This window comes from Bartonella sp. W8167, assembly GCF_016100335.1.
Lineage (GTDB): Bacteria > Pseudomonadota > Alphaproteobacteria > Rhizobiales > Rhizobiaceae > Bartonella > Bartonella apis.
Genome location: NZ_JACFSQ010000003.1, coordinates 187,040 through 203,081, shown reverse-complemented (window position 1 = coordinate 203,081; position 16,042 = coordinate 187,040). Strand labels below are relative to the sequence as shown.

15 protein-coding genes are annotated in these 16,042 nt (G+C 46.0%); 3 read left to right on the top strand and 12 right to left on the bottom strand.

The window, feature by feature from the left end:
* Positions 1 to 19: 19 nt before the first annotated feature.
* From H3V12_RS09620 to mtgA, 8 genes are all read right to left on the bottom strand, one after another.
* Positions 20 to 970: a cation transporter gene (locus H3V12_RS09620; protein ID WP_198214486.1), complete on the bottom strand. Its 951-nt coding sequence runs from the start codon at positions 968 to 970 to the stop codon at positions 20 to 22.
* Positions 971 to 1,093: 123 nt separating this feature from the next.
* The gene (locus tag H3V12_RS09615; protein ID WP_075869342.1) at positions 1,094 to 2,005 is read right to left on the bottom strand and encodes an RNA polymerase factor sigma-32; all 912 of its coding nucleotides are present in this window, start codon (positions 2,003 to 2,005) and stop codon (positions 1,094 to 1,096) included.
* A gap of 259 nt (positions 2,006 to 2,264) precedes the next feature.
* Entirely contained in the window at positions 2,265 to 2,870 is a 606-nt protein-coding gene (locus tag H3V12_RS09610) for a CarD family transcriptional regulator (RefSeq protein ID WP_198214485.1), read from the bottom strand.
* 366 nt (positions 2,871 to 3,236) lie between these two features.
* Positions 3,237 to 3,575, bottom strand: a complete 339-nt coding sequence (gene fdxA, locus H3V12_RS09605; RefSeq protein WP_075869344.1) for a ferredoxin FdxA — start codon at positions 3,573 to 3,575, stop codon at positions 3,237 to 3,239.
* A gap of 135 nt (positions 3,576 to 3,710) precedes the next feature.
* A complete protein-coding gene (locus H3V12_RS09600; RefSeq protein ID WP_198214484.1) occupies positions 3,711 to 4,085 on the bottom strand; it encodes an RNA-binding S4 domain-containing protein in 375 nt (124 codons plus the stop codon).
* Positions 4,082 to 7,024 carry a DEAD/DEAH box helicase gene (locus tag H3V12_RS09595; protein ID WP_198214483.1) on the bottom strand — a complete coding sequence of 981 codons (2,943 nt, stop codon included), beginning with the start codon at positions 7,022 to 7,024 and terminating at the stop codon, positions 4,082 to 4,084. The genes H3V12_RS09600 and H3V12_RS09595 overlap by 4 nt, the downstream gene beginning before the upstream one ends.
* 980 nt (positions 7,025 to 8,004) lie before the next feature.
* On the bottom strand, positions 8,005 to 8,184 hold the full coding sequence (gene rpmF, locus H3V12_RS09590) for a 50S ribosomal protein L32 (RefSeq protein WP_075869347.1): 180 nt from the start codon (positions 8,182 to 8,184) through the stop codon (positions 8,005 to 8,007).
* Between the two features lie 350 nt (positions 8,185 to 8,534).
* Positions 8,535 to 9,206, bottom strand: coding sequence for a monofunctional biosynthetic peptidoglycan transglycosylase (gene mtgA / locus H3V12_RS09585; RefSeq protein WP_198214556.1), 672 nt, complete (start codon positions 9,204 to 9,206; stop codon positions 8,535 to 8,537).
* Positions 9,207 to 9,363: 157 nt separating this feature from the next.
* On the opposite strand from mtgA, the gene H3V12_RS09580 reads away from it, so the two are divergent.
* Together H3V12_RS09580 and H3V12_RS09575 are read left to right on the top strand one after the other, a co-directional pair.
* On the top strand, positions 9,364 to 10,266 hold the full coding sequence (locus tag H3V12_RS09580) for a polyprenyl synthetase family protein (RefSeq protein WP_198214482.1): 903 nt from the start codon (positions 9,364 to 9,366) through the stop codon (positions 10,264 to 10,266).
* 211 nt (positions 10,267 to 10,477) lie between these two features.
* Positions 10,478 to 11,056, top strand: coding sequence for a YigZ family protein (locus H3V12_RS09575; protein WP_198214481.1), 579 nt, complete (start codon positions 10,478 to 10,480; stop codon positions 11,054 to 11,056).
* A 450-nt stretch (positions 11,057 to 11,506) separates the two neighbouring features.
* On the opposite strand, the gene ispG is transcribed toward H3V12_RS09575, so the two are convergent.
* Positions 11,507 to 12,742, bottom strand: a complete 1,236-nt coding sequence (gene ispG, locus H3V12_RS09570; protein WP_198214480.1) for a flavodoxin-dependent (E)-4-hydroxy-3-methylbut-2-enyl-diphosphate synthase — start codon at positions 12,740 to 12,742, stop codon at positions 11,507 to 11,509.
* 411 nt (positions 12,743 to 13,153) lie between these two features.
* Between ispG and H3V12_RS09565 the strand changes: the two genes are divergently transcribed.
* Entirely contained in the window at positions 13,154 to 13,444 is a 291-nt protein-coding gene (locus tag H3V12_RS09565) for a hypothetical protein (protein WP_198214479.1), read from the top strand.
* 243 nt (positions 13,445 to 13,687) lie between these two features.
* Here H3V12_RS09565 and H3V12_RS09560 read toward each other — a convergent pair whose 3' ends face one another.
* From H3V12_RS09560 to H3V12_RS09550, 3 genes are all read right to left on the bottom strand, one after another.
* Positions 13,688 to 14,806 (bottom strand): branched-chain amino acid ABC transporter substrate-binding protein, encoded by a 1,119-nt coding sequence (locus H3V12_RS09560; protein WP_075869352.1) that lies wholly within the window; start codon positions 14,804 to 14,806, stop codon positions 13,688 to 13,690.
* 75 nt (positions 14,807 to 14,881) lie between these two features.
* Positions 14,882 to 15,229 carry a DUF6867 family protein gene (locus H3V12_RS09555; protein ID WP_075869353.1) on the bottom strand — a complete coding sequence of 116 codons (348 nt, stop codon included), beginning with the start codon at positions 15,227 to 15,229 and terminating at the stop codon, positions 14,882 to 14,884.
* 49 nt (positions 15,230 to 15,278) lie between these two features.
* The gene (locus H3V12_RS09550; protein ID WP_075869354.1) at positions 15,279 to 16,013 is read right to left on the bottom strand and encodes an ABC transporter ATP-binding protein; all 735 of its coding nucleotides are present in this window, start codon (positions 16,011 to 16,013) and stop codon (positions 15,279 to 15,281) included.
* Between the last annotated feature and the right edge of the window lie 29 nt (positions 16,014 to 16,042).

The window sequence follows — 16,042 nt, the reverse complement described above, 5'->3', positions numbered from 1 at the left end:
GATAACGTAATGAGGTCGATTAAAACGCCCAATGCGGACTTGATGTGAAAGAAACAGTGAGCCACCGATCCGGCCCTGCGTGGCCTATTCGGTCACCAATTTCGGTGCGGATTTTATCAAGCTCCTCGACCTCGGCAATTTTGTAATGTTCCGGCAAAATGAGATGAATTTCAATCATTGTGGAGCGGCCGACCCTTGCAAGATAGTTTTGGGAACCGACAAAGCCGTATTTTTCGACAATTTCGTCAACTACACCATTGACATGTTCGTCCAAATCAACGGGCGTTATCATAAGAATATCCCGCATGGCATGCAGAACCGTTTTTACCGGCATTGGCAACATGATTATCGCAATAAAAGCCAAAACAACCGGATCGATATAAGGCAAAACCCATTCATAAATTGTACCTTCAATGAGGGTGGCAAAACTGAAAGCGCATAAGAGAGCCAATCCTATTCCGCCCGATACGATCCAGCTTTTCGCATCAATGGTAATAAAGGCCGATTTTATACGGCGATTGAAATAATGCTCGTAAAACGCCATCCCGAAACACAGGATGACTGCGAAAACCGAAAACCAGATTGCAGCATCAAAATGCGGAAGTTTGCCGCCGTTCAAAATTTTTCCTACAGCCTCGAACAGCGCATAGATAACGGCAATCATCAGGGATAACCCGTTGATTGCCAAAAGCATCGGTTCGAGATGCCAGAAACCGTATTGAAAACGCTCGACAAATTTCGGTGCTTTGCGGCTTCGCCGGTTGACGTCGATTTCGATCAGTCGAACAACAAGAAGCGCTGCAATGCTGAAGACACAATCAATCGATGAATACATTCCGTCGAAAATAATAGATGATGCACCTGTCAGAATTCCGGTAGTAATACCTGCAACAGCCAGAACGATTGTAGCCAGAATTGAATATGCAAGTATTTTTTGTTCGATATGTGCGTTTCTATCAAACGGTGACAAACAACTTCTCCAAGCCAGTTCTCGTGGCCAATTTTTCGGGGCAAGCCTTTTAGGTATTGGTTTTAGCTACCGGCACGACCGCCCGAAAAAACGAAACGCAATCGTCACATATTCCCTTGGCGATTAAACCTGATAAGCATCGACACTATTAACAGAAAGAAGATAATTTCGCAATTTTTCCATGGCGCGTGCTTCGATCTGGCGTACACGTTCCTTGGAAATTCCCATTTTTTCTCCCAATGCTTCAAGAGTAGCCCCGTCATCGTTCAAACGACGGCAACGAATAATTTGGAGCTCTCTGTCGTTCAATATTTGAAGCGCATCATGCAACCACTTCGAACGGCGATTTCCGTCGATTTCATCTTCGACAAGTGTGTCTTGCAACGGATGATCATCGACCAGCGTATCCATTTTACTGCCCGAGCTCTCGTCATCGGCAATCATCGGCGCGCTCAAAGAATTATCACTCGTCGAAAAGCGGAAATCCATTGTTTCGACATCAGAAACAGAGACACCAAGTTTTTCCGAAATGCTGCGGAATATATCCTGCTTGCTCATATTTCTGTCTTCGCTGGCAAGCTTTGCACGCAACCGTCTCAAATTGAAGAAAAGCGCTTTCTGTGCCGAACTGGTACCACCACGTACGATTGACCAGTTGCGCAAAATATAGTCCTGTATGGAAGCCCTGATCCACCATGTGGCATAGGTAGAAAAACGCACCTCGCGCTCGGGATCAAAGCGTGCTGCCGCTTCTAGGAGTCCGACATAGCCTTCCTGAACAAGATCGCTCAGCGGTAGTTTGAAATGTTTGAATCGCCCCGCGATTGAAATGACCAGCCGCATGTGTGCAACTGCAATCTGATGCATTGCCACACTATCTTTTTTGTCTCTCCAGCGCAGTGCCAGATCGTGTTCGTCATTGCGCTCGAGATAGGGTGCCTTCATCGCTGAACGCATCATATTACGGCCAAGTGTGTTGTCCGTGCCGGCATTGAAATTTGTCGTTAACTGCGTTGACGTCGGTATGCTGGCCATGATCTGCCCCCTCGATGAGAAACTCGTTAATCTTAAAGAGCAACACCTATGTTGCTTTCAGATTGGGAAACGCACATCGCGAAGGTTGGTTCCGTAAAAAAACAACTAAAAGTTTTATTTTTTCAACTTTTGATATATTTTTTAACGACCATTTTTGACCTGATTGATAAATGTATAGTGTCAAAAAACAAAAACCCGCTATAAAAGCGGGCTTTTGAAAAAAGGGATTAACAAATAAAATCCGGTTTGTTTACTTTAATCAAGCAGCAACGTTTTCGCTGTCTTCGCCATCAACATCACTTTCGATTTCGCTATCCGCTTCAGCATCACTTTTAACGCTCCGCTTGGGGCTTTTGGCAAGATTGATCTCGATCGCACGGACAGCCTCGGTTTCCGAAATTTTATTAACAACAGCAATTTCACGTGCCATCCGGTCAAGCGCAGCCTCATAAAGCTGACGTTCCGAATAAGATTGCTCCGGCTGATTTTCAGCACGGAAAAGATCACGAACAACTTCTGCAATAGAAATCAAATCGCCCGAATTGATTTTTGCATCATATTCCTGAGCCCGACGCGACCACATTGTCCGCTTGATACGGGCGCGGCCTTGTAGAACTTTCAAGGCACGTTCGACAAAATCTGTCTCTGACAATTTGCGCATACCAATAGAAATAGCCTTGGCAACCGGCACTTTGACGTGCATCTTGTCTTTTTCAAAATGGATAACAAACAGCTCGAGTTTTACGCCGGCCACTTCCTGTTCTTCAATAGCAACAATCTGGCCAACACCGTGAGCGGGATAAACGATGTATTCTTGAGCCTTGAACCCCTGCCGAGCCGGGGATTTTTTCTTGGGGGATGACATATTCTTAACCAACTCCATTTGTGCTCGGCACTGTTGCCGACAAACACAGGTTGAAAGCTCTGCAAACAGAGAGCCTTATCCGATTTCCGGAAGAATGGACGTTACTTTTGATTCAAGGTGCAGAAGAGGACTTCACCTATCCGCAAATGCAAAGCAAATGCGATAATAAATCCGCAAACCTCGACATAATTCAATTGGACGCAATAAAGCCGTCCACTATTCGACACGAATTACGTCAGATTAAGACACCTTTCGATGAGAAAAAGAAACGCCAATGACATCCGGTTATCGGTTTAACGAAAAAACCATAACACAAAAAACCAACGAAATCAATCATTGGCCAGTCAAGTTCAACTGTTTATATGGCTAGTCACCGGTTCCCGGCTTGGGAGAAAAGTATTTCTCAAGTTTTCCCGTCACGCCATCCATCTCGGTTGCTTCGGGAAGCTGATCCTTCTTGACCGTTATATTTGGCCATTTGGCCGAATATTCCATGTTAAGTTCAAGCCACTTTTCAAGTCCGGGTTCAGTATCAGGCTTAATTGCTTCAGCCGGACATTCCGGCTCACAGACACCACAATCAATGCATTCATCGGGGTGGATAACAAGCATGTTCTCCCCCTCATAGAAACAGTCAACCGGGCAAACTTCAACGCAGTCAGTGTATTTGCAGCGAATGCAATTGTCGGTCACAACATAGGTCATTGTTCAATCTCCAGTGTTCACGTCAAGCGCATTCCGACAAAAGCCTGTCACACTTTTAAACGGAAATGAAACGATAGCAGCAATGAGTTAACGTTTTTGACGGGCGGTTTCAACCCCGCATTTGAACCAATTTGTTCACATTTCCTGTTTTAAAAAATGCATTAATTGCCGTCTGTCGCGTTTTGTCGGTCGGGGTCCCGATGAAATGATATTCTTCCTGTCTGTTACAACTTCGGCCGGAGTCAAATCTTCATAAAGCAATCGGGCTTCAGCTGCCGGCCCCCGACGCACGCCAAATCCAGCTACCTTATAAACAACGACTGACCGTTCCAGCCGGATAGTCAGAACATCTCCGACTTTTATCGGATAGCTCGACTTGTCAATCTTCACACGATTAACTCTGACCTTGCTGCCCTCGACGAGTTTGGTAGCAAGGCTACGCGTTTTGACCGTTCGCGAAAAAAACAGCCACTTGTCCAGACGCTGTCTCGAAACGGTCTCTTCGTTCATTTTTTCAATTGGTCGCGCAAAGCAGCGAGCTTTGCAAAAGGCGAATCAGGATCAATCGGCTTCGGTTGCGACTTCGATTTATGCTGTCTGTAAGACGCATCCGCTTTCGGATTGTTGAAAGACGAATTTTTACGCGGACGCTGCTTGTCTCGCCGTGGTTCGCCCGATTTATCAGTTCGTTCACCTGATTTTTCAAACCGCTGTGCGGAACGCTTCTTCCTGTCACCATTCAACTTTGACTGACGGTAATCGTGACGCCCCTGATAATGCCAAAGCAAAACGGGTTTTTCCTCTTCTTCCGTCGTCTTTTTGGTAAAATGAGGCCCGACCGGTTCTGCATCCGGTGTTTTTACTTCTTCCGTTGCCGCGGCTTCTTCAACCACCGACGTAGTTGCAAAATCACCTACCGGTTCGGCCGGACGTTCGACGACTGCAGCAGGCTTTGCTTCATCCGTTGTTGCATCAAGTTCCTGCAGTTTGGCTGAAATTTCCGCTTTGTCTTTTTTATCAAAACGGTAGCCCAGGCTTTTCAGAATTTCTTCCATATCTTCGGCTGTTGCACCAAGAATCGACATCATCGCCGGAGTAACCAGAAAATGACGCCCGTCATAAGCACCGTCCGGACGCGGCCCGCTACCGGGCTTCCAGTTCACTGCGTTGCGAATAAGGTCTGCCAGACGTTCAAGAATATCAACCCGAACAGCACGGCGACCAAGAATACGATAACCGGCAAGTTGATAAAAGGTCGGGTTGAAAAGTGGATCGACAACAACCGACGTGCGACCGGCTGCCAATACTTGCAGAACATCGCCATAGCCCGGCAAATCCCGCGCATGGTTTTTCAAAGCCCATAGAAGTGTAATGGCTTGTGCCGGTGCCGGTTTTAACATCATCGGCAGAAAAATATGGAAAGCACCAAAACGCGTACCAAGCCTTCTCAAGGCTGCACGTGAAATCTGGTCAAGGCTTTTGACTTCTTCGGCGACATCGCGGCGCGGCAGAACGCCGAGATGCTCAACCAGACGGAACGCAAGTCCTCGTGTCATCCCCACAAGCGCATCGGCATTGATGAGATCAAAAAGCGGCTTCAATGCTGTTTCAAAATGGAAGCTCACAAAACGGTCGACCCGCTCGGCAACTTTTTCACGCGCCTGCCCGGTCAACTGTTCATCAGCAAGTAGCACTGCCCGCGGTTTTAAAATGTCGTCGGTTGCAGCAAGACTTGCCAAAGGTTGGCCAATCCAGCGAACCACACCATCCGACCCGATCGCAAAATCGCCATTGGCCGAAGCGGCCAGACGATCTGCCTTTTTTTCGAATTCACCGGCCAATATTTTATCTGCAGCAGCCCTTAGAGCTTTTGCATCGGCACCCTCGCCATTGACATCGGCAATAAAACGAAACCCATCAAGTTTTCCAACATGATGTCCTTCAACAAGAACATCGCCAGTTTGAACTATTTCGGCATCCATCATCACATTCTCTCTAAGCCGCCTCATAAGTACGCTTGTTCTGCGGTCTACAAATCGTTTCGTCAACCTCTCATGTAGCGCATCCGACAATCTATCTTCAATTTCTCGCGTCTTTTCTTGCCAGTGTTGCGGATTGGTAAGCCATCCGGGTCGATGTGACACGAATGTCCAGGTTCTTATCTGGGCAATCCGGTGCGATAAAGTGTCAATATTGCCATCGACTCGATCGGCTTGGGATACCTGCTCGGCCAAATAGTTTTCATTGACGCTGCCACGTTTTACAAGATCACGATAGATATTGGCAATAATTTCTGCGTGTTGTGCCGGTGCAATTTTGCGATAATCGGGAAGTGCACATGCTTCCCAAAGCAATGCGACGCGTTCGGGTCGGTCAGCAAGACGGGCGATATCATAATCATGTGAGAGATTATCCAGAGCTTGTGCATCCACAGCCGGTAAAGCACGGGCAAGCCCTTCTACAGGGGCAGCCGCTTCCAGTGATTTTCTTAAACTGTCAAGCGTTGTAAAATCGAGGTCTTCGCTGCGCCATTGCAAAACTTTTACAGGATCGAAGTGATGTGATTCGATCCGCTCGACAAGATCCTTGTCGAGATCGGCTACCCGACCGGTAACGCCGAAAGTACCGTCACGCATGTGACGACCGGCGCGTCCGGCAATTTGTGCCATTTCTGCTGCTGTCAAATCGCGAAACTGGTAGCCATCGAATTTTCTTGTCTGGGCAAAAGCCACATGGTCGACATCGAGATTGAGCCCCATGCCGATTGCATCGGTCGCGACAAGAAAATCCACGTCGCCCGATTGATAAAGGGCAACTTGCGCATTTCTTGTACGTGGCGAAAGTGCGCCCATAACCACGGCTGCTCCGCCGCGCTGCCGTTTGATGAGCTCGGCAATGGAATAGACATCATCGGCCGAAAAAGCGACTATTGCCGTGCGGCTTGGCAAGCGGGTCAACTTTTTCGATCCGGCATAGAGCAATTGGGAAAACCGCGGACGACTGATGACATTAAGACCGGGCAAAAGTTTTTGCAAAATCCCTTGCATCGTCGAAGCACCCAGCAGCATTGTTTCCTGAGTGCCACGTAAATGCAAAATCCGATCGGTAAAAATATGGCCACGCGCCAGATCACCGGCAAGCTGCACTTCATCTATGGCAACAAAAGATGCTTTGGTTTCACGTGGCAAAGCTTCGACAGTGCAAACAGAATATGGGGCACCAAGAGGGATAATCTTTTCTTCCCCCGTAATGAGAGAAACCCGGTCGGGGCCAATTTTTTCGCTGATACGATTATAAACTTCCCGTGCAAGAAGCCGTAACGGTAGCCCGATCATTCCGCTGTCATGGGCAAGCATACGCTCGATTGCCAAATGGGTTTTGCCAGTATTTGTCGGCCCCAGAACAGCTGTTACATCACGCCCCGAAAGGATGAGAGGGGCTTTAGCCATCGTCTACTCCAAATTATCAAATTTTGCCGGACATAGCCGCCAAAATACGCCTTAACGCCTTATCGAACGACAAGCAAGCTTCGTCATTTACAAAACATTAACCATAATTCTTAACCTTTGGAACAGTACCGGAACGAATCAGCGACGAATCGCTGACATTATCATGTTCTTGATATGTTCTAACCAGATACTGTGTTCTTACAAGATGAGAAAACAAAATATAGCAATAAGGTCAAGATTAAATCGGAAAAACGGGGCCATTCCGATTAACCATAATCCGGCAACACAACGAAGCTTCAACAGTCATAATTCTATCAAGCCCAAAAATATCTTATAATCACCAAAGGTTTCCTTTAATGGCACACAATATCCGTTCGAGACCGGTAATATTGGATGAATCGCAAGTTGGCCATTCGAGCTACCCATAGATTTTTTGGCACGCCGGATTAGAATGTCACGAGTGTAAAGTGTCTCCGCTCAATTGTCTCCCGCTTACAGTGTCTCTAACCGCGCTTGTCGCCGGCAAATGGTTTTTGGCAATATATTCCGATATGGGCAATAAAGTTTTGTGACAGGTTTTAAAAACAAGGTGTTTGGGAGATGAGAACCCAACGATAACCGGCGTCGAAGTTTTGAAGATTGGTCAGCTTAAAAAGCTTGAAAACAGAAAAAGCCTATCAAGGAAAATCATTCGGGTCATTGAAGAAATTAACTTCAGTCAAAACTGAAATAAAATAACATAAGACGAACACCGGCTACCGGACGATTTTTACCGGAAAGCCTTTATGATTAATCCGGATAGCCATGACTTGGCGACGCTATCAATAACATTTGAAGCCACTCGAATAATAAAGCTTCACAAAAACCGGTTACAGAAATTTTCACAAAACCGGCTCACCGCAATCGTAAAAATTTTTGCATAATCCGGACACAAAAAAACCGGCCAATAGACCGGTTTTTCTTTAAATTCAAAAAAGACTTCAGTCTTTCGGTGTCAAAACCTGACGGCCACGATACATACCGGTTTTAAGATCGATATGATGCGGGCGGCGAAGCTCACCGGAAGTTTTGTCTTCAACATAGGTCGGAGCCTTGAGGGCATCGGCAGAACGACGCATACCGCGCTTTGACGGGGTCGTTTTTCGTTTAGGTACAGCCATGGAAATATACTCCAAATTTGCTTAAAACGTATCTGCCACCATAACCCGAAGCTATATCGGCAGACAAAATAATAGAAGGTTTGGCGTGCCTATACACTGATTATCAGGCTTTGACCAGACTGAAATCAGCATTTTTTATGAAATAGGCCGATATTGTGCCCATTATGAGCGGAAAAATTTTAAAATAAACGGTTCAGTCATAATTTTTTTAAAAATTATAAATGCCACTCTGCCACGTGAAAACGACACGACTGATCGCACCGACTCAAAGCACCATCCGGCTTTTTGTTTTTAAGCAAACTTCCCTTTAATTTTTACAAAACCTGCCTTTATTCATGCAAACCCTGCCTTTATTCATGCAAACATTGCGTGTAAGTACCCGCTTGCTGCAAGCGTTTTTCGATCAACCGTCCAAGTCTTGTCATATTCATCGAAGGGCGTGCAGGGTTACGCAATTTCGGATTGGGCAATGTTACTGCAAGGTAGATGGCCTGCCTTTGCGTGAGATTTTTTGCCGAACGTTTAAAAAAATGTCGGGAAGCAGCTTCTGCACCATAAATACCGGGACCCCATTCTGCAATATTGAGATAAATTTCCATAATCCGCCGTTTTGACAAAAAAGCATCGGCGACTGTGGCATAAGGAATCTCAAGACCTTTTCGAAGGTAAGACCGACCATGCCACAAAAACAAATTCTTCACCATTTGCATAGTAACAGTCGACGCACCTCTTTTTGGCCCGCCATCGCGCGTTATAACTGTTTTTAAAGCACCCCAGTCGACGCCATTATGAAAACAAAATTGCCCGTCCTCCGACATAATCACCGCATTAACAAGATGGGGGGAAATATCTTCGATAGGCGTCCACTGACGTTCATAAGGTGTCTGAGTGATTTTATCACGCAACATCAAGGTCGAAAGCGGGTGAATAAAAGGCAGCTTATAAAGAAGCATCATTAAAAACGGCAAAGCTAGCAAAAACACCAATATGTAAAGCGTCAAGCGCAGTTTTCCTGAACGCATTTTATCAGAGCGGATTTGCCGATTTTCGCTTTCAATCAACAATTATGCCTCGTTTAATAAACAACCTTCGTTTATATCAATAGTGTCAAACTCATAAGCGTTGACGGCGACGTTGGAATGTTTCATTTCCATCTTGCAAAGATCAGAGGAATTCTCAATGGAAGATTTTACCAATTTACTTGCCAAAAATGCCCGCCAGATTGGTGAAATGCTGGATGCAAAACTCTCTAATCATATCGAGTCCGGAGAAATTGCTCGCCCACCACGTCTTCTCGCTGCAATGCGGCATGGTGTTTTGAATGGTGGCAAGAGATTGCGGCCTTTTCTTGTTATCGAGACAGCGCGACTTTTTGATGCCAATATCGAAGCGGCACGATGCGTTGGCGCAGCACTTGAAGCAATCCATTGCTATTCATTGATACACGATGATTTACCGGCCATGGATAATGATGATTTGCGACGTGGCAAGCCCACTGTCCACAAAGCATTTGACGAAGCGACAGCGATACTTGCCGGTGACGCATTATTGACAATTGCTTTTGATTTTCTTTCCGACGAAAAACTCGAGCTTGATGCAAAAATCCGACTTCAACTGATAAACGGTCTTGCCCGCAGTGCCGGTCTTGGTGGCATGGTTGGCGGGCAAGTTCTCGACCTCGAAGCGGAGACGAAAAAACCTGATGAAAGCGGCATTATCACATTGGAAGCGATGAAAACCGGTGCACTTATCCGCTATGCCTGTGAAGCCGGTGCTATTCTTTCCAATGCAACCCGAGAAGATCGCGAAAGACTTTCCGAATTCGGCGCGGCAATCGGCCTTGCTTTCCAGCTTGCCGACGATGTCCTTGACGTAACTTCCGATACCAACGCACTCGGCAAGACGGCCGGCAAAGATATTGCAGCCAATAAAGCAACTTTGGTAGCCCTGCACGGTGTCGATTGGGCAAAACACCAACTGGAAGGCCTGATGGAACAGGCTGATAGCCTGCTTGAACCATTCGGAAACAAGGCCGATATCTTAAGGGCGACAGCAAGATTTGTCATAGAACGGAAGAATTGAAAGGTGAACAAAAGAATTGACAAGGGGAAAAACTGACGGGACGGGAAAAGTGGCCTGAAAGGAAGCTATTGACAACGAAACATTTGCCAGAACGACATTCGTCTTTCGCAAACGATTTGTCATTTTAAACACTAAAAAGCCCAACGTTTTGAAAACGCCAAATTTGTCGATATACCCACTTCGTCAAGACTAGCGTCTTTGGAAAATACTCATGGCCTTTACCATTGCTTCTGCAACCGAGCTTATGGAAGAAATTAAAAAAAGCCGTTTTTTAACGCGTGCTTTTCCGATCAATTCCGTAACCGAAGCCGAAGCAATAATTGAAACGATCCGCAAAGAAGAAGCGACACATCACTGCTATGCGTGGAAATTCCATTTAAATTACCGCTTCAATGATGATGGTGAACCGACAGGGACTGCCGGTAAACCGATACTTAATGCCATTGAAGGCAGAGACTGCGATTGTGTTCTCGTTATTGTTACGCGCTGGTTCGGAGGGGTAAAACTTGGCACTGGTGGCCTTGTTCGTGCTTATGGGGGCGGTGCAGCAAGAGCGCTCCAAAAGGCCGAACTTGTCGAACTTGTTGATTGGCAGATTTTGACTTTTCACTGCCCCTTCAATCTTTTGCCCATTATCGAAAACGAAGTTCAAAATTTCCTTGCGCAAATTGAAAACCGGCATTTTGACGATTCAGGATGTAGACTAACACTCCGTTTGCCAAAAGCTGAACGACAAAACTTTATTGACCGGATAAAAGACCTGAGCAGCGGAAAAATTCTGATTGAGTGAGAAAACTCCTGCTCAGACAAATCTTTATAGAAGCTTTTGCCGAAGACAAGATTTCCGCCAATGTGGCTTCAACCTTTTGTCCGGTTTCACTCAATCGAAGAAAAACCTATCAGAAAACACTTTGAAAAATGATTACTTCCGCTTGAAGGACAACCGTTCCGGTTGTTCTGCAATCTGCCCCTGATCTGTTTTATTTCTGTTTTATGAGAAAAAATATCCTCTGAAGTGAAACAACACTTTTAACACGGGTTAAATCTTTAAACACTTCAAAGCTTTCGCAATCCTGCCGTAAGGCTACACGAAGTTTTTAAAGTTTTCCGGTGGCAACTGAAAAGCACAGATACACATTACTTGTGTGAAACCGCGAGAGCAAAACGCGCCATTCAAAGCTGCAGGCTTATTTCAAGAGCCAATTTCATCGCTTTGGTTTTTAAATTATCGAAGACAAACCTATTTGAAACGCTCTTCTATATATTCGGCTACCATCTGCTCGAATTCAGCCGCAATATTCGCGCCACGCAATGTCTTGACCTTTTTGCCCTCAATGAAAACCGGTGCAGCCGGCATCTCGCCAGTACCTGGAAGTGAAATACCGATATCGGCATGTTTCGATTCCCCCGGTCCATTAACAATACAGCCCATGACCGCAACATTGAGTGCTTCTACACCAGGATATTTTTTCCGCCAGACAGGCATGTTTTTGCGAATATCACCCTGAATTTTCTGTGCAAGTTCCTGAAACACCGTAGAAGTGGTGCGCCCGCAACCGGGACAAGCAGCAACAGTGGGTATAAATTGCCTGAATCCCATGACCTGCAAAAGTTCTTCTGCAACCTGCACTTCGCGGCGGCGATCGCCACCCGGTTCGGGTGTCAAAGAAATGCGAATAGTATCGCCAATCCCCTGTTCAAGCAAAATGCCAAGAGCTGCCGACGATGCAACAATGCCCTTCGTTCCCATACCGGCTTCGGTGAGCCCCAGATGAAGAGCATAATCGCAGCGCTCGGCCAACATGGTATAGACCGCAACGAGATCCTGTACCTGACTGACTTTTGCCGACAGAATAATTTTATCCCGTCCAAGGCCGATTTCTTCAGCAAGATGCGCAGAAATAAGTGCAGACTGCACCACCGCTTCATGCATGACTTCGTCGGTTGAAAGCGGCCCCCCTTTTTCAGCATTCTCATCCATCAGACGCGTAAGCAATTCCTGATCAAGCGAACCCCAGTTTACGCCGATCCGGACCGGCTTGTCATAGCGAATTGCAAATTCGATAATTTCACTGAATTGTTTGTCACGTTTTTCGCGAAACCCGACATTGCCCGGATTGATGCGGTATTTTGCCAAGGCTTTCGCACAGTCGGGAAATTCGGCCAATAATTTATGGCCGATATAATGAAAATCGCCAATGAGCGGAACTGTAATACCAAGATTGTCGAGCCGCTCCCTTATTCTTGGCACGGCGGCTGCCGATTCATCACGATCGACAGTAATGCGTACGAGCTCCGAACCTGCCTTGGCAAGCGCTGCAACCTGCGCAACTGTTGCATCAACATCTGCCGTATCCGTATTGGTCATTGATTGCACGACAACCGGATTATCCCCCCCCACCATGACACCGCCAACATTGACGGCAACAGACTTGCGGCGAGGAAACGGTTTGGAAAAATATTCGTGCTTTGTCATTTTCGGATAGTGTCTCTTTTATTGTCTGATCGACATAAACGCATCAATCGTTATAACTATTATAATGATATTTTCCCAACCGGAAATTAAAAAAGCTTTTCACTTTTTCGAGTCGACAATCCATGTTCACAATTCAGGCTCGCAACGCAGGCGCGCAATCAAGATTCGATCGTATGATCGACGTTAAAACAGAACAACAAAAGAATTAAACCTCCACCCGATATTTCTATAAACTGTCTGACAATCAATCTTTTGCCGCGAATTAAAAACCTGTTTCACCTAAAAATCGTCAGCTGACAAAACATCTTTGGTACTGGAAGGAATTTTTCTGCGCATTATCTATTCTACTATATGGTGTAGTTACAGCCTTGTGTTCGACTTATACGGGGCTTCTAGCGCAAGGAAAAAACAATGTTTAATTTTCTCAACAACGGCGACGCAAAAGAAAAAATTGAAAAACGCATTCAGGATCTTAAAAGTGAAATCCAATCGCTTACCCAATCACTTACAAAAGGCGACGGTTTCCTTGAAAATACCGGTGAAATTGCCGAAACCATAAAAGACAAAGGCCGTCAGGCATTTGATGTTGTCGGTGAGCAAGCTCACTACATTACACGGCAGACAAAGAACTATCCGAAGACCGCATTGGCCGTGGTTGGCGTTTTGGGACTGGCAGCTTATTTTTTGTTACGCCGCAAATAACGGACCAGTTTTAAAAGCTTCCAATATGCATTCACGCGGAAAAAACCGCTGAACGCAAGTTTTTTAAAATCCGCAAAATGAGGTTTCACATCGTTTTGCAAATATCCGGTCAATCAATAGAATTGAAAATTGCAATAGAGTTAGAAATTGATTGACTGATAAAAATAAAAAGCGCGTCAGACGCGCTTTTCATTTTCCTTCAAAACCGGAATGAGCCTTTTATTTGCCCGGTCACCCTCTTTTTCAGTCTTTGACTTCCGAATAATTATAGCTTCCGTCCGGAGCCTTGTACCAGCGGTTCATAACGAAACCGCCTTCCTTCGGATCTCCCTTCTCGGTGAAGTCCAAAGGTCCGAGAACGGTTTTGAACGGCCCTTTTGTTTTCAGGTATTGAGCCACTTTTTGCGGATTTTGTCCTTCGGCAGTAATGCCTTCGGCCATAAGCTGCACAACTGCATAGGAATAAAGTGTGAATGCTTCCGGTTCAAATCCGTTCGCCCGGAAAGATTTTACCAATTCCTCATTGTCCTTATTACCACGCGGATCGGCGTTAAACGTATTCATGACGCCGATAACGGCATCTTGCGCCGTTGCCGCAAGTTCGTTGCTGGCAAAGGCATCCCCACCGATATAGACAGGTTTAACTTTCTGTTCCGCCATTTGGCGCAACATCAATCCGGCTGGCGTATAAAGCCCGCCAAAATAGACAACATTTGCGCCACTTTGTTTCATTTTTGCAATAATGGCCGAAAAATCTTTGTCCTCCACATTAACGCCGTCAAAGCTCAATTCGGTAACGCCAAGCTTGTTCAGCGTCTTTTTAACCTCTTCGGCAATTCCTATGCCATAAGCGGTTTTATCATGGATAATCATGACTTTCGGATCAGGGACATGTTTCTTTATGAATTCACCGGCAAATGAACCTTGCTGGTCATCGCGTCCGCAAACGCGAAACTGCATCGGATATCCCGATTCAGTCAATTTAGGATTGGTAACACCGGCTGAAATTGCCAGCATGCCGTTTTCATCGTAAACCGTTGCAGCCGGAAGAGCAGCACCCGAATTATAGTGGGCTACAACAAATTGCACGCCATCACCGGCAAGCTTGTTGGCACCCGAAACAGCTTGTTTGGGGTCTGACGCATCATCGACAATTTCAATGACCAGTTTTTCTCCCTTGATTCCGCCCTTGTCATTGATATTTTTGACGGCCATCTCGGCGCCATGTTGAATCTGCGCCCCGATTGCTGCACTCGGTCCGGTAGCCGGAATTGCAACGCCGATTTTGATATCAGCCCAGGCACTATTCATGAATGCGCCAAGACCAATTGCTGCAACTGTTGCCAATAATGCCTTCTTCATATTCGTTCTCCTCTTTTTTCTTCACCAGTTGTAAAACATCTAAAGTATTTTTTCCAGACAACATAGAAGAAATTGTTATTTCTTGTGCCAGGTAAAAGGTGAAGATTTCTTGTAAAGCCAACTATATTGGCGAACCATCTGGTTCGTCCTCGTAAACTGGAAACCGAGGCTTGCGAAAATCAACAAAACGACAAGATCGACAAGATAATAGTGGAGCGACAATAATGTGCCGTTAAAGGGCGGAATATAATGGATAAAACGGATAGCTGCGGCAAGCGGAACCATTGAAATCAGAGCGACTTTCAATCCGTGCCACGTCAGCGCGCAAGCACGCCCCGTCATCCACGCTGCCCAGCCACCGAGGATTAAAGTCACCAGAACAAAGACAAAAAGTGAAGACTCTTCATAAAGGATACCTTGCATTTTTTCTCCCTAAAGCTTCAAACACCCACAACAGTTTTGAAGATCCTGATTAATGTCGACCACCTTCAAGATAGGCTGCCCTAACTTTCGGATTGGCCAGAAGTTCTGCACCGGTTCCGCTCATTGTAACAACACCGTTCACAAGAACATAGCCGCGATGGGCAAGTTTCAATGCCCCAAAAGCGTTTTGTTCAACCAGAAAAACGGTCAAACCGGTTTCCTCGTTCAGGACTTTGATAGCATCGAATATCTGTTTGACGATCAAAGGTGCCAAGCCCAGCGAGGGTTCATCAAGTAACAATAGCCGCGGACGCGACATCAGGGCGCGCGCTATAGCAAGCATTTGCTGTTCGCCACCGGACAATGTACCGCCACGTTGCTGCAAACGTTCTTTCAGGCGCGGGAATAGCGTAAACATTTTCTCGACATCCTCATCAAAATATTTGAGGTTATCAATGCTTGCACCCATTTGCAGGTTTTCAAGGACGGTCATACGCGGAAAAATTCGCCGCCCTTCCGGTGACTGGGCAATACGTAATCGCGCAATTTCGTGCGTTTCCATATAGGTAATGTCATGACCATCAAAGAATATACGACCTGACCTTACGCGCGGTTTGCCGAATATGGTCATCATCAATGTCGATTTACCGGCACCATTGGCACCAATAAGAGTGACAATCTCGCCTTGCCGGACTTCGACACTGACGCCGCGGAGAGCTTGAATAGCACCGTAATAAGTTTCAATATTTTCGACTTTAAGAAGTGCTGGTGCTTCGCTACTCATGAACGCTTTCCCTCTTGTTCTTTCGAGTC

What these genes read in the sequence shown, in the direction of transcription:
- H3V12_RS09565 (WP_198214479.1), top strand. Translation starts at nt 13,154, where the DNA reads ATGTTTAATTTTCTCAACAACGGCGACGCAAAAGAAAAAATTGAAAAA.
- H3V12_RS09595 (WP_198214483.1), bottom strand. Translation starts at nt 7,024, where the DNA reads ATGGCTAAAGCCCCTCTCATCCTTTCGGGGCGTGATGTAACAGCTGTT.
- fdxA (WP_075869344.1), bottom strand. Translation starts at nt 3,575, where the DNA reads ATGACCTATGTTGTGACCGACAATTGCATTCGCTGCAAATACACTGAC.
- H3V12_RS09560 (WP_075869352.1), bottom strand. Translation starts at nt 14,806, where the DNA reads ATGAAGAAGGCATTATTGGCAACAGTTGCAGCAATTGGTCTTGGCGCA.
- H3V12_RS09600 (WP_198214484.1), bottom strand. Translation starts at nt 4,085, where the DNA reads ATGAACGAAGAGACCGTTTCGAGACAGCGTCTGGACAAGTGGCTGTTT.
- H3V12_RS09550 (WP_075869354.1), bottom strand. Translation starts at nt 16,013, where the DNA reads ATGAGTAGCGAAGCACCAGCACTTCTTAAAGTCGAAAATATTGAAACT.
- rpmF (WP_075869347.1), bottom strand. Translation starts at nt 8,184, where the DNA reads ATGGCTGTACCTAAACGAAAAACGACCCCGTCAAAGCGCGGTATGCGT.
- H3V12_RS09610 (WP_198214485.1), bottom strand. Translation starts at nt 2,870, where the DNA reads ATGTCATCCCCCAAGAAAAAATCCCCGGCTCGGCAGGGGTTCAAGGCT.
- H3V12_RS09580 (WP_198214482.1), top strand. Translation starts at nt 9,364, where the DNA reads ATGGAAGATTTTACCAATTTACTTGCCAAAAATGCCCGCCAGATTGGT.
- H3V12_RS09615 (WP_075869342.1), bottom strand. Translation starts at nt 2,005, where the DNA reads ATGGCCAGCATACCGACGTCAACGCAGTTAACGACAAATTTCAATGCC.
- mtgA (WP_198214556.1), bottom strand. Translation starts at nt 9,206, where the DNA reads ATGCGTTCAGGAAAACTGCGCTTGACGCTTTACATATTGGTGTTTTTG.
- ispG (WP_198214480.1), bottom strand. Translation starts at nt 12,742, where the DNA reads ATGACAAAGCACGAATATTTTTCCAAACCGTTTCCTCGCCGCAAGTCT.
- H3V12_RS09575 (WP_198214481.1), top strand. Translation starts at nt 10,478, where the DNA reads ATGGCCTTTACCATTGCTTCTGCAACCGAGCTTATGGAAGAAATTAAA.
- H3V12_RS09555 (WP_075869353.1), bottom strand. Translation starts at nt 15,229, where the DNA reads ATGCAAGGTATCCTTTATGAAGAGTCTTCACTTTTTGTCTTTGTTCTG.